The organism is Kribbella sp. NPDC031520, assembly GCF_055580825.1.
Map to the genome: position 1 here is coordinate 1,632,038 of NZ_JBVIKS010000001.1, position 12,686 is coordinate 1,644,723.

Annotated in this window: 13 protein-coding genes; 5 read left to right on the forward strand and 8 right to left on the reverse strand. The window is 68.5% G+C overall.

Features of this window, described 5'->3' with window-relative positions; genetic code table 11:
* Positions 1 to 14 precede the first annotated feature (14 nt).
* Complete coding sequence (locus ACZ5BU_RS08225) at positions 15 to 347, reverse strand: DUF1330 domain-containing protein (RefSeq protein ID WP_465696576.1); 333 nt, start codon at positions 345 to 347, stop codon at positions 15 to 17.
* Between the two features lie 90 nt (positions 348 to 437).
* Here ACZ5BU_RS08225 and ACZ5BU_RS08230 point away from each other — a divergent pair, with 90 nt between their 5' ends.
* On the forward strand, positions 438 to 2,282 hold the full coding sequence (locus ACZ5BU_RS08230; RefSeq protein ID WP_465696578.1) for a serine/threonine-protein kinase: 1,845 nt from the start codon (positions 438 to 440) through the stop codon (positions 2,280 to 2,282).
* A gap of 17 nt (positions 2,283 to 2,299) precedes the next feature.
* Here the strand turns inward: ACZ5BU_RS08230 and ACZ5BU_RS08235 are convergent, their stop codons facing one another.
* Positions 2,300 to 3,580, reverse strand: a complete 1,281-nt coding sequence (locus ACZ5BU_RS08235) for an adenylosuccinate synthase (protein ID WP_465696579.1) — start codon at positions 3,578 to 3,580, stop codon at positions 2,300 to 2,302.
* A gap of 304 nt (positions 3,581 to 3,884) precedes the next feature.
* Positions 3,885 to 4,370, reverse strand: a complete 486-nt coding sequence (locus tag ACZ5BU_RS08240; protein ID WP_465696580.1) for a VOC family protein — start codon at positions 4,368 to 4,370, stop codon at positions 3,885 to 3,887.
* A 57-nt stretch (positions 4,371 to 4,427) separates the two neighbouring features.
* On the opposite strand from ACZ5BU_RS08240, the gene ACZ5BU_RS08245 reads away from it, so the two are divergent.
* Positions 4,428 to 5,246 (forward strand): DUF6597 domain-containing transcriptional factor, encoded by an 819-nt coding sequence (locus ACZ5BU_RS08245; protein WP_465696582.1) that lies wholly within the window; start codon positions 4,428 to 4,430, stop codon positions 5,244 to 5,246.
* Here ACZ5BU_RS08245 and ACZ5BU_RS08250 read toward each other — a convergent pair.
* From ACZ5BU_RS08250 to ACZ5BU_RS08260, 3 genes are all read right to left on the reverse strand, one after another.
* Entirely contained in the window at positions 5,233 to 6,438 is a 1,206-nt protein-coding gene (locus ACZ5BU_RS08250) for an MFS transporter (RefSeq protein WP_465696583.1), read from the reverse strand. The genes ACZ5BU_RS08245 and ACZ5BU_RS08250 overlap by 14 nt on opposite strands.
* Before the next feature lie 154 nt (positions 6,439 to 6,592).
* Complete coding sequence (locus ACZ5BU_RS08255; RefSeq protein WP_465696585.1) at positions 6,593 to 7,351, reverse strand: 2-phosphosulfolactate phosphatase; 759 nt, start codon at positions 7,349 to 7,351, stop codon at positions 6,593 to 6,595.
* Between the two features lie 43 nt (positions 7,352 to 7,394).
* A complete protein-coding gene (locus ACZ5BU_RS08260) occupies positions 7,395 to 7,802 on the reverse strand; it encodes a DUF3151 domain-containing protein (protein ID WP_465696586.1) in 408 nt (135 codons plus the stop codon).
* A gap of 143 nt (positions 7,803 to 7,945) precedes the next feature.
* Between ACZ5BU_RS08260 and ACZ5BU_RS08265 the strand changes: the two genes are divergently transcribed.
* Both ACZ5BU_RS08265 and ACZ5BU_RS08270 read left to right on the forward strand, forming a co-directional pair.
* The gene (locus ACZ5BU_RS08265; RefSeq protein WP_465696588.1) at positions 7,946 to 8,395 is read left to right on the forward strand and encodes an HNH endonuclease; all 450 of its coding nucleotides are present in this window, start codon (positions 7,946 to 7,948) and stop codon (positions 8,393 to 8,395) included.
* A 103-nt stretch (positions 8,396 to 8,498) separates the two neighbouring features.
* Positions 8,499 to 9,446, forward strand: coding sequence for a type IV toxin-antitoxin system AbiEi family antitoxin domain-containing protein (locus ACZ5BU_RS08270; protein WP_465696590.1), 948 nt, complete (start codon positions 8,499 to 8,501; stop codon positions 9,444 to 9,446).
* A 94-nt stretch (positions 9,447 to 9,540) separates the two neighbouring features.
* Here ACZ5BU_RS08270 and fbaA read toward each other — a convergent pair whose 3' ends face one another.
* Together fbaA and ACZ5BU_RS08280 are read right to left on the reverse strand one after the other, a co-directional pair.
* Positions 9,541 to 10,566 (reverse strand): class II fructose-bisphosphate aldolase, encoded by a 1,026-nt coding sequence (gene fbaA, locus ACZ5BU_RS08275; protein ID WP_465696592.1) that lies wholly within the window; start codon positions 10,564 to 10,566, stop codon positions 9,541 to 9,543.
* 216 nt (positions 10,567 to 10,782) lie between these two features.
* Positions 10,783 to 11,502, reverse strand: coding sequence for a GntR family transcriptional regulator (locus ACZ5BU_RS08280; RefSeq protein ID WP_130388014.1), 720 nt, complete (start codon positions 11,500 to 11,502; stop codon positions 10,783 to 10,785).
* A gap of 112 nt (positions 11,503 to 11,614) precedes the next feature.
* Here ACZ5BU_RS08280 and ACZ5BU_RS08285 point away from each other — a divergent pair, with 112 nt between their 5' ends.
* Positions 11,615 to 12,661 (forward strand): SIS domain-containing protein, encoded by a 1,047-nt coding sequence (locus ACZ5BU_RS08285; RefSeq protein ID WP_465696593.1) that lies wholly within the window; start codon positions 11,615 to 11,617, stop codon positions 12,659 to 12,661.
* The last annotated feature ends 25 nt before the right edge of the window (positions 12,662 to 12,686 follow it).

Genomic DNA, 12,686 nt, shown 5'->3' on the forward strand with positions numbered 1-12,686 from the left:
TCCGGCCAACAGGGTCAGGCAAGTACGTCGGTGGCCTTGTGGGTGCGGTCTACTCCTTCGACGAAGATCACCACACCGTCGGAGTTCTCGGTCCGTAGCGGCAGGATCTCGCGGTACTCCGGGGACTCGTACCAGTCCCGTAGGTGGTCGTAGTCGGGGAACTCGATCACGATCGGCGCACCCTCCCACTCGCCCTCGATCCGTTCGGGCGCCGCGCCGTGCACGATGAAGTGACCGTCGTACGGAGCGAGGGTCTCGTCGATGCGTTCGAGGTACTCGACGATGTCCGCGCCCATCCGGACGTTGCGCAGGTAGGCGATCGCGTAAGCCTTCATTCTCTGTCCCATGGCTCCAGCTTCGGAGACGCGGTGAATACAGACGATTACCTCTGACGTCATCGGGATTGCTTGGTCTGCCGGGGACGTACCGTAGATGGCATGTCAGTCACAGGGGGACCGCCTTCCACCCACGAAGAGGAGGTGGAGGAGGAGCGGGTCGGGCCGTACCGGTTGATCCGGCGGCTCGGGCAGGGCGGCATGGGGGTCGTCTACCTCGCCGAGGGACCCGAGCGTCAGGAGGTCGCGCTCAAGGTCCTGCGGTCGCACGTCGCGCACGACCCGATCGCGCGGGCCCGGTTGCAGCGTGAGGCCACCACGTTGCAGAAGGTCAACCACCCCGGCGTGGCCGGCATCCTCGACCACGACCTGGAGGGCGACCAGCCGTACCTGGTGACCCGTTTCGTCCCTGGTCGCCCGCTGGACGAGCAGGTGGACGAACGCGGCCCACTGACTCCGCGCAAGTGGCTCCCGCTGGCCGGCTGCCTGGCCGAGTCGCTGCAGGCGATCCACGCGGCCGGAGTGATCCACCGCGACCTCAAGCCCGGCAACGTGATGATGTGCAACGGCAAGCCGATCATGATCGACTTCGGCATCGCCCAGGCCGCCGACGACCTGCGGCTCACCCAGACCGGCCTGGTGATCGGTACGCCGGGCTACCTGGCGCCGGAGCTCATCGCGGGCGAGATGGTGTCGCAGTCCGCCGACTGGTGGGGCTGGGCCGCCACGGTGGCGTTCGCCGCGACCGGACGCCGCCCGTTCGGCAAGGGACCGTTCGAGGCCGTGCTGGCGCGCGTGCACTCCGGTCAGGCCGACCTGGACGGCCTGGACCCGCGACTGAAGTCGCTGCTCGCTGCCGCGCTCTCGCCCGACAAGGCCGACCGGCCGACACAGGACGAGATCATGACGGGCCTCAGCCGGTACGCGGAGGGCCGCGACGCGCTCCCGCCGCGTGAGGCCCCGACGATGGCCGCCGTACCGCCGACCAGGCTGGTGACGAAGCTGATGCCGTCGGTGGGACCTGAGGTCGACGACGGGCCGACACCGACCCAGGTGGCCGAGCTGGTACCGCCGGTGATTCCGCCGCTGTCCGCGTTCGCCCCGATCCGCGACAAGCTCCGCGAAGCCACGGCGAAGAAGCAGGAACCCCCGCCCCCGTACGGGCAGACGCCGTACCCCGCGGAGCCCTTCACTCCTTATGCAGCGAACCCCTACGTTCCGGCGCCGTACCAGCAACCGTCTCCGCCGGCACCTGTCCAGCCCGTCCAGCCGCCCGTCCAGGCGCCGGTCAAGTCTCCGCCGACTGGTCGTCGTACGGCGGTCATCGTCGGCTTCATGCTGCTGCTGACAGGGCTGGTCACTTTCATGCCAGGCTTCGGTGCAACTGTTGCCATCATCCTGCTGGTGCTCGCGCGGACGGTGGACCGCTCGAGCACTGCGCTCATGCGACGGCGTCAGATCCGCGGCCGCTCGGGCAAGTCCGACGGTCTCGTAGCCGCGGCAGCCAGCCCAGTGCAGCTGGCCACGGCGGCGCTCATCACTGTCCCCTGCCTGATCCTGCCGCTACTCACAGCAGTAGTGGTCGGCGGAGTAGTCACAGGCGTTGCCGCGTCGACGTACGGACTCGGCTGGACGCCCCTGTCCGCGGTCGGCTTCGGTACGGCGGCGTTGACCGCACTGTTCTGCAGCTGGTGGGGCCCTGGTGGCAGCTCACTACGCCGCGGTGCTCACATCGCCGCGCGCAACACCTTCCGCGCGCATTGGTTGTCCGCGCTCGTCGCCGTTGTCCTGTTGGTGATCGGCGGAATCCTGTTCTTCCGGGCCGCGCAGGGTGGCGGCGCGGACTGGGCGCGAAAGCCGATCGAGACGCCGAACATCCACCGTCCGACCATCGGCGACCTGCGGAACGCACCGTTCATCCGGGACCTCCCCGTCATCGGTCGCTGACGGGGAGGTCCACCGGGTCAGAGCTGGACGATCTGGCTGCGCTCCGGGCCGACACCGATCGCGGAGATCCGCGCTCCGCTCAGCGACTCGACGGCGCGCACGTACGACTGCGCCTCCTTCGGCAGGTCCTCGAACGTCCGGCAGCCGGAGATGTCGTCCGCCCAGCCGTCGAACTCCTCGTAGACCGGGACCGCGTGGTGGAAGTCGGTCTGCGTCATCGGCATCTCGTCGTACCTGACGCCGTTCACCTCGTACGCGACGCAGACCGGGATCTTCTCCCGGCCGGTGAGGGTGTCGAGCTTGGTCAGTACGAAGTCCGAGACGCCGTTGACGCGAGCGGCGTACCGGGCGATGACCGAGTCGTACCAGCCGCAGCGCCGTGGCCGGCCCGTCGTCGTACCGAACTCGAAGCCTTGCTGACGAAGCCACTCGCCGTCCGCGTCCAGCAGCTCGGTCGGGAACGGCCCCTCGCCGACGCGAGTCGTGTACGCCTTCACGACGGCCATCACGCGATCGATCCGGGTCGGCGGGATGCCGGTACCGGTGCAGGCGCCGGCGGAGATCGCGTTCGAGGAGGTGACGAACGGGTACGTGCCGTGGTCGACGTCGAGCAGCGTGGCCTGACCCGCCTCCATCAGCACGGTCTTGCCGTCGTCGAGCGCCTTGTTCAGCAGCAGGCTGGTGTCCGCGACCATCGGCTTCAGGCGGTCCGCGTACGCGAGCAGCTCGTCGAGGACCTCGCGGATCTCGACCGCTCGCCGGTTGTACACCTTCACCAGCAGCTGGTTCTTCTGCTCCAGCGCGCCGGTGACCTTCTGCTCGAGGATCTTCTCGTCGTACAGGTCCTGGATCCGGATGCCGATGCGGTTCATCTTGTCGGCGTACGTCGGGCCGATACCGCGTCCGGTCGTACCGATCTTGCGGCTGCCGAGGAACCGCTCGGCGACCTTGTCGAGGGTCCGGTTGTACGGCGGGATCACGTGCGCGTTCGCGCTGATCACCAGCCGGGAGGTGTCCACTCCGCGCGCCTGCAGCGCGTCGAGCTCCTCGAACAGCACGCTGAGGTCGACCACGACCCCGTTGCCGATCACCGGCGTCACGCCCGGTGTGAGGATGCCGCTCGGGAGCAGGTGCAGCGCGTACTTCTCGGATCCGATCACGACCGTGTGGCCGGCGTTGTTGCCGCCGTTGAACTTCACCACGTAGTCGATGACCTCGCCCGTGTTGCCGAGCAGATCGGTCGCCTTGCCTTTGCCCTCATCGCCCCACTGGGCGCCGACGAGCACGATTGCGGGCATCTCAGCCCTCCTCTTCACGCACCAACTTCACACCCCGTGGCGGTCGGTGCTGGAAACGGTGAAGCCCGGAGACATTCACCGGTCGTTCATCCGGCGATGCATCCAGGCTCTTGCGACCAAAGCCTACCGGAGGACGGGCATGGCCGTTTCGGGCCTGTCCACAACCTTCCAGCGACCGTTTCAAGTCACTGTTTCATCAACTGACGGGTTGCCATTTTGCGTGATCACGTGCACACTCTTAGTCAGCGGCCCGCCGAAACTGCCGCAGGGGACGGTTCCGGCGGGCCGCTTCCTCATGCCCGGGCTAATCGATCCCCGCGGCACCCGATGCGAGCCAGTCGTTGATCCGCCGTTCGGCCTCCTCGCGGGAGACGTCCTCGACCCGGGTCATGATCGCCCAGCGGTGCCCGAACGGGTCGATCACGGTGCCGAACCGGTCGCCTGTCAGGAAAGTCTGCACCTGCTCCACCGGCTTCGCACCGGCTTCGATCGCCTTCGCGTACGTGGTGTCGACGTCCGGCACGTAGTGCACCAGCGACGAGTGCACCCATTCACCGGTCGGCGCGCGCAGCCCTATCTGTGGCATCTCGTCACTCAGCTGCAGCATCGAGTTACCGAACTTCAGCTCGGCATGCGCGACCCGGCCGTCCGGCAGGTCCTGCCGGCTGATCACCTCGGCGCCGAACACCGACGTGTAGAAGTCGATCGCCTTCGCACCGTCCGCGACGGCGATGAACGGGGTCAGCGAGTGATAACTGTCCGGGACGGGGTTTACGGTGTTCGTCGTCATGCCTCCTAGTCAATCCGCCGACCGCCGAGCGGTCTTGTAAGAAAGCGACAGCCGGAGTTGACCCATCCACCCGACAGCGAGAAGGGCATCCTGCACCCGCGGGAGCAGGCCCGGCACCGGTCGCTGAGCCGGCTCGCGCCGGGGTCGGAGGCCGGCCGGTTCGTGGAGTGGTACTGGATCGTCGAGTGGGACCTCGACGAGCCGTACACCGCGGAGGTGCTGCCGTTCCCGGCCGTGAACGTGACGTTCGAGCAGCCGGGTGGTGCGTTCGTGAACGGTGTCTCCACGCGGAAGTTCGCGCGCGAGCTGCGCGGGCGCGGGCGGGTGTTCGGGGTGAAGTTCTGGGCCGGCGGGTTCGGGGCGATCACCGGGCTGGACGTCGGCTCGTTCCGGGACGAGGTGCTGCCGTTGACCGCGGTGTTCCCGGACGGCGACCGGCTCGCGGACCTGGTGTTCGCGGCCGAGTCCGACGTCCGGCGGCGCGCGGTGTTCGAGGCGTTCCTGCGTGATCACGTCGCTCCGCCCGACCCGTCGTACGAGCTGGTCCGGGAGATCGTGTCGACGATGGCGGCGGACCGCTCCGTCGCCCGCGTCGACGAGATCACCGAGCGGTTCGATGTACCGATCCGCACGCTCCAACGCCTGTTCCGCCGCTATGTGGGGGTAGGTCCCAAATGGGTGCTCCGCCGCTTCCGCCTCCACGACGGCGCCGAACTGCTGGCCCAGGGCGATGTCGCCGAGCTGGCCGATCTCTCCGCGTCCCTCGGCTACTTCGACCAGGCCCACTTCTCCAAGGAGTTCAAGCAGCAGATCGGCCTGACCCCCTTGGAGTACGCCACCCGCGCCGCGGCCGAGCGCCAGATCACCTATCGCTGAGCTTCACCGTCACAGCCATCGCGAGAGCAGTCGTTGCGGCGGCGAGTGCGACCACGAAGCCGTACTGCGCGCTGTGCCCGTCGACGACCCACCCGGCGAACGCGGAGCCGAGCGCGATACCTGCCGCACCACCCGAGTTCAGCCAGGTGAAGGCCTGCGTCAGTACGGCGGAGTCGACCGCCGACTCGGTCAGTACGGCGGACAACGTCTGGAACGGGGCGATCGCAAGACCGGGCAACGTCAACGCGAGCGCTGCGGTCAGCGGCGTGTGTACGGCGATCAGCGGCAGGCAACTCACCGCCAACCAGCTGAACGCGATGACGAACTGCGTCTCCGGAGCGGTCCGCCAACGCCTTGCACCGTAGGCGAATCCGGCGATCAGACTCACCAAGCTGGTGATGCTGTACAGCGGTCCGGCGAGTCCTGGCGTACCTCTGGAGACTGCGAAGGCTGTGACGGACACCTGCATGCTGCCGAAGAACAGGCCGATGCCGACGTTCGTACCGACCAGGCCTACGAATCGCTTGTGTAGCAGGCGTTTCGATTCGCCGCGCCGACCAGGTGCTGCCGGTGGTGGTGCCGTGCCTCGTTGTACTGCAAGCAAGAAGCCCCCGGCCAGCAGAAGGCCTGTAGCGAGTAGCGAGCCTGCTGCAGGACTGCTGGAGGAGCTCACAATGCCTACGAGACCAGGGCCGACCATGAACGCGACGCCGACGCTGAGAGCTTCGAGTGTGAACGCCGAGGACAGCAGTGGACTCTCACGGAGCGCGTACGCCCAGCGAGCTCCTGTCTGCGCACCCAGCTGCGGCAGCGATCCACCCGCGAGCACAGCGGCCACTACGAGTGACCACAGGGGCGCGTTGGCGACCGCGAGCCCGATCAGCAGCGCCATCATCGTGGCGTGCGTGAGCAGCGTGACGGGCAGCATCCGGGTCTGACCGAAACGGTCGATGAACCTCGCCACCTGCGGCCCACCGACCGCCTCGGCCACCGCGAATCCGCCGGTGACCGTACCTGCGGCCGCGTACGAGCCGGTCGATCCGTGCACCAGCCAGACGATGCCGAGACCTGTCATCGCGATCCCGACCTTGGCCGGGGCCGCCGCGAAGTAGAACTTCCACGCGCCGGGAGTACGCAGTACCGCCGTGTAGGCGTTGCTGGGCGCGGGGATCCGTCCGGTGAGAGCCGGCACGGTGTTACCTTCCGCTGCCCGAAGGGACGGGGACCCGACCGTGGGCGTCCAGCTTCGCCGGTCTGTCCGTCCGCCTAGAACCGTCCATGTTCGGCAAGAAGCGGGGACGCTCGCCGCCTGCCGGCACTGTCAACGGGCAGAAACCTCGAGTGCTTCAGGTTGACCGGAACAGTCTACCGTCCACGAGCACCGGGACCACCTCGCTCTCGTCCACCTCGGCCGCAATCGCAACGTCCTCCGCGAAGCCGTACTGCGTGAGCTCTCGGCCGCCGGCGCACTCGTGCAGGTACTTGGGCAGCTCGTCCTTTGTCGCCTCGTACGCCGCCACGGCGGCCCGCGCCTCCGGCGACAGATCGTCGCTGCCGAGCGCACTGAGGAACCCGCCGGCGCCCCACAGATCCTCAACGGCCGGCCGGAGTGACCCGTCGGGCCATCTCTCCCCCGCCGCGATCGCGACCACCCTGGGCCGCCGCCCCTCGTCAGCGCCGTCCGCGGCCTGCTTGGTGACCCAGTCCGCAGCGGCCAGCCGGTTACGCAGCGACACCGCGATCACTGTCGCGCCGCTGTCGCTCAGCTGCTTCGCGATCGTCGACCCGTTCGGCGAGGGCAGAACCAGTTTGGTGATTCCGGTCACGCCACGGATCGACGCCGGCGACAAACTGACCTCGCCCGGACCGGCCGCGGAACGCCCGACCGCCAGCGTCGCGCCACACTCCTCGGCGTACGCGACCGCCGTCTCGTCGCGCCACCGGTACGGGTACACGTCGATGCCCCGATCCACCGCCACCGTCACCGCTGTCGTGAACGACAGCACGTCGACGACCGCGACGATGTCACCGGCAACGACCTCGGCGCCGACCGGTCCCCAGTCGAACCCGGCAGCGAATCCGGCCTGCGCGTAAGGGCTGGTCACCCGGCAGATCATCCCGCCGGGAAACCGGCCCCACAAGCGGGTTTCAGCTCAGTTCGTCGGCAGCCGTCGGCGAGCTGTCACGCAGGAACGTGGCACAACGCTCGGCCTCGTCCTTCTCGTCGATCAGGGCGGCCGCCTTGCCGAGCGCGGCCAGCGCGCGGAGGAAGCCGCGGTTCGGCTCGTGCTCCCACGGGACCGGCCCGTGGCCCTTCCAGCCGTTGCGCCGGAGCAGGTCCAGCGCCCGGTGGTAGCCGGTGCGCGCGTACGCGTACCCCTCGATGGTCCGGCCGTCCGCGAGGGCGCCTTCGGCAAGCACCGCCCAGGCCAGGGAGGACGTCGGGTACTTCGCCGCGACGTCCGCCGGAGCGGCCCCGTCGGCGAGTTCCGCCGCGGCGGGGTCGACCGGTAGTAGTGTCTCGGGTGGACCGGACAGCAGATTGTTCAATTCCATAAGCACATCTTCGCCGATCACGCAGCCGTACCGGCACGTGACCGTCTGACGAAATCCGTTGACCGTTCACCCGGCGGCCACGGATGCTTGAGACCCTGCGTCAACCGCCGTGGTTCCCAGCTACGGCCGGAAGGAGGCACCGGATGAGCGTCATCGTCCTGAACGCGTCGTACGAACCGCTGCACACCGTCTCGATCCAGCACGCCATCCGGATGCTGGTTCGCGAGGTCGCAGTGGTCGAAGAGGCGCACGGAGAGCGAACAATCGGCCCGTTCCCGGTCCCTCGCGTCCTCCGTCTGGTCCGCTACGTCGTCACGCACTGGCGCTACGCGGCCGGCCGGATGAAGTACAGCAAGCACGGCGTGCTGCGCCGCGACAAGTTCCGCTGCGCGTACTGCGGCCTCGACAACGCCGACACCATGGACCACGTCCAACCCAGGTCCAGAGGCGGCCGCACCGAGTGGCTCAACGCCGTCGCCGCCCATGCGTCCTGCAACGAACGCAAAGGCAACCGCACCCCGTCCGAGGCCGGCATGCCCCTCCTCTGGCAACCCTGGATACCAACCCGCGCCGAGCTCGTCATAGAAAGATGACGAGCTTTTTTTGTGCCCGGAGTTCTCCACAGATCTGAAATCAGCGTCTCCGGAACAGTCGAAACGCGGCAAGTTCTAGGGCATGAATCCTCAGCTTGCTGTGATGGCGTCGATTCGGGGTGGGGTGTTCACCCGGGCCGACGCGCGTGCCTGTGGGTACGCCGACGGTGATATCGACGCGCTGCTCGGGTCCGGGCGGTGGCGCCGGATCCGGCGCGGGACGTATGCCGCTCAGCGGTCACTGAGGCTGGTGACCGACGAGGTGCTGCACCTCCGGCGGATCTACCGCGTGCTGCGCGCGAGCGGTCCGAACGTGTTCGCCAGCCACCAGTCCGCCGCGGCTCTGCATGCCCTGCCGGTCTGGGGTCTCGACCTCATGCGGGTCCACGTGACCGCGCCGGACGGGCGATCTGGCCGGCTACGCGGCGTCCACCGCCACATTCGCGATCCAGTCGGCCCTGGGCTCCAGCTGTGGAACAACCTCCGCATGGTCTCCCCCGCCCGCGCGATCGCCGAGGTGGCCGCGACCGCGCCGCCGATGCCGGCCGTCGTCCTCGCCGACGCCGCGCTCTACACCGGTACAGTCGACCGCCGCGCCCTCAAGCAGGCGATCACGTTCCTTGACCACGGCCACAAGCGCGCCCTCGACGTACTCGAGCAGCTCACCGGCGCCGCGTCGATCGCCGAGTCCCGCCTGCGTCACATCCTGGCCACTGCGGGCCTTCCCGCGCCCAGCCCATACCCGCCACCGAACCTCGACCAACCGGATCCCGACGACGTCGCAGCCGAGGCGCTGTGGTTCCCCGAAGACCGCACCGTGGTCGAGTTCGAACCGCGATTCCCCTTCTACAGCGAGGAATCAGAGCCCTCCACCGAAGACCCGCTGCCCGACCCGTCAACCTTCGAAGGACCGCATCCCGTAGAGCACTGCTGGATCTCCTGGACCGATCTCAACGACCCGGCGACCGTGGCCGACCGCATCCGAACCACGTTCGCCCGAGCAGCCCGCCGCACCGGCGTCCGGCACTTCAGCCAGGCCAGGGTGCGCTGACGAGAAGGAGTCCCCCATGCACCCCCACAACACCAAGCAGACCCGCCCAGGGAAACTCCCCCGGACGGGCCTGCTCGGAACAGCTTTCGGAAAGTCAGGCGTTCAGCGACGTACCGGTCGAGCGCAGGTTCTCGCACGCCTCGCCGACGCGCTTCGCCATGCCCTCTTCGGCCGCCTTGCCCCACGCGCGCGGGTCGTAGGCCTTCTTGTTGCCGACCTCGCCGTCGACCTTCAGCACACCGTCGTAGTTCGTGAACATGTGCACCGCTGCCGGCCGGGTGAACGCGTACTGCGTGTCGGTGTCGACGTTCATCTTGATGACGCCGTTGTCGACCGCGGCCCGGATCTCCTCGAGCGTCGAGCCGGAGCCACCGTGGAACACCAGGTCGAACGGACGGTCCTTGCCGAGCTTGGCGCCGACCTGCTCCTGGATCTCGGCCAGGATCTCCGGACGCAGCTTGACCGCACCCGGCTTGTAGACGCCGTGCACGTTGCCGAAGGTCAGCGCGGTCAGGTAGCGGCCGTTCTCACCGGTGCCGAGCGCCTCGACCGTGGCCAGGCCGTCCTCGACGGTGGTGTAGAGCTTCTCGTTGATCTCGTTGGCGACGCCGTCCTCCTCGCCACCGACGACACCGACCTCGATCTCCAGGACGATCTTGGCCGCGGCCGTCTTGGCCAGCAGTTCCTTGGCGATCTCCAGGTTCTCGGTCAGCGGCACCGCCGAGCCGTCCCACATGTGCGACTGGAAGAGCGGGGTCTCGCCGCGCTTAACGCGCTCGGCCGAGATCTCCAGCAGCGGCCGGACGAAGCCGTCCAGCTTGTCCTTCGGGCAGTGGTCGGTGTGCAGCGCGATGTTCACCGGGTAGTTCTTGGCGACCTCGTGCGCGTAGGCGGCGAGTGCGACCGAGCCGGTCACCATGTTCTTGATCGTCGGACCGGACAGGTACTCCGCACCACCGGTGGAGACCTGGATGATGCCGTCCGAGCCCGCCTCGGCGAAACCGCGGATCGCGGCGTTCAGCGTCTGCGAGGAGCTGACATTGATGGCCGGGTAGGCGAAGCGGTTCTGCTTGGCCTTGTCCAGCATCTCGGCGTAGACCTCAGGGGTTGCAATAGGCATGTCTCGCGGTACTCCTCACAACACAGTTCTTGTGGGTTCGGCTCCAGTATTGCCGCCGGGCACTTCGTCGTGACCAGCGGCCCACCTGCCGAACCGGCCCGGTGGCCGGGGAGCGATCGGCAGGGATGCAGACCAGTTGATGAACAGGACCGATCCAGTTCGTTGCGTCCTGGTTTCCGCCAGGAGCTGACGGAGCGGCCGGTTCACCGGGGCAGGTCAGGCGGACCCGGTTCGCGGGCCGCGCGGGGTCAGGGCCATGTGCAGCCGGTAGCGGTCGGCGCGGTACGCCGACCAGGACAGCTCGACGACCTTGCGGCCGGCGAACGTGGTGCGCTCGAGGACCAGCAGGGGTGCCCGCCGGGCCACGCCGAGCACCCGGGCGACATGACCGTCGGCGTTGTCCGCCCGGACGGTCTGTTCACCGGAGGTGACGACGACGTCGTACTCGCTCGCGAAGACGTCGTACAGAGTGCCGAGCTCACGGCCGAGCAGGCCTGGGAAGAGCGCGGACGGGTAGTAGCCGACCTCGTACGCCATCGGCGACGCGTCGGCGGTGCGGAGCCGCTCGACCCGGATCACCTTGGTGCCCTTGGCGACCCGCAGTCCCTTCGCGGTCTCGTCGGAGGCCTCGATCTCGCTCGCCGACAGCACCACGGTCCCGGGCTCGAGCCCGCGGGCCCGCATCTCCCGGGAGAACGAGGTGAGGTGCAGCTGCGAGTCGACCTGGGGCCCGGTGACGAAGGTCCCCTTGCCGTGCACCCGTTCCAGGGCGCCGGACTCGACCAGGTCGCTGATCGCCTGCCGGACGGTCACCCGGGAGACGTTCAGCTTGTCCACCAGGGCCCGCTCGGAGGGGATCGGGTCCCCGGGATGCAGTTCGACGTCGATCAGCCGTTCCAGTACCGATCGGACCTGGGCCCGCTTGGTCGCCACCATGGAATCTCGATCCTCCAGACCTGGGCGGGCCTCGGGGGTGCCCCGGGGCGCCGCTCACTGCTATCGTGCGCAGCATACCTGTTAAGACCAGATAGGACCAGTGATCCCAGTGGTGTCTGTCCCCACCCAGGAAACCCGGATGGCGGCCGAGATCGCCGAGCAGCCGGCCGCCCTGGCCGCGACGTTCGAGCACGTCCTGCCGCTGCGGCACGACATCACCCGGCTGGCCGCCGGGCGGCGGAACGTGATCTTCGTGGCCCGCGGATCCTCCGACAACGCGGGCGTCTACGGGCGGTACCTGACCGAGATCCACGCCGGCCGGCAGGCGTCGCTGGCGGCGCCGTCGGTGGCCACGCTGTACGGCGCGAACCTCGACCTCTCGAACTCGCTGGTCGTGGCGGTCAGCCAGTCCGGTGCGACCCAGGAGATCGTCGACACCGCCGAGTGGGCGAAGCGGAACGGCGCCGCGATCGTCGGCATCACGAACGACGGCAACAGCCCGCTGGCGTCGACGGCCGACGTCGCGCTGATCACGCAGGCGGGCAAGGAGCTCGCCGTACCGGCCACCAAGACGTACACGACCCAGCTGGCCGCGATCACGGTCGCCGTGGACGCGCTCGCGCCGCGGCCGGGGACGCTGGACGCGGACATCGCCCGGGTTCCGGACGCGGCGACCAAGATGCTGTCCGGTTCGGTCGAGGCGGCGGCGGACCTGCTGGCGGGCGCTCACGACGTACTCGCGAGCGGCCGCGGCCTGACCTTCGGCACGACGCTCGAGGTCGCCCTCAAGCTCGAGGAGACCTGCCTGCAGCCGGTCCGCGGCCTCTCGTACGCCGACCTCAAGCACGGCCCGATCGCGGTCGTCGACTCCGACCTGGTGACGATCCTGGTCGCGGCCGGCGAAGGCCCCGCGCTGCCCGGCATGACCGAGCTGGCCGGCATTGTCCGCGAGAAGGGCAGCAAGATCCTCGGCATCGGCGGCGACCCCGCCTTCGCCTCCCGCTGCGACGTGAACCTCGCCGGTCCGGACCTCCCCGAGACGCTGGCCCCGCTCGCACTCGTCATCCCCGCCCAGCGAGCCATCGAACTCCTGGCCCGCAAACTCGGCCTGGACCCGGACGCCCCACGAGGCCTCCGCAAGGTCACCCAGACCGACTGAACAAAGTGCTCATTCGGTGAGCACT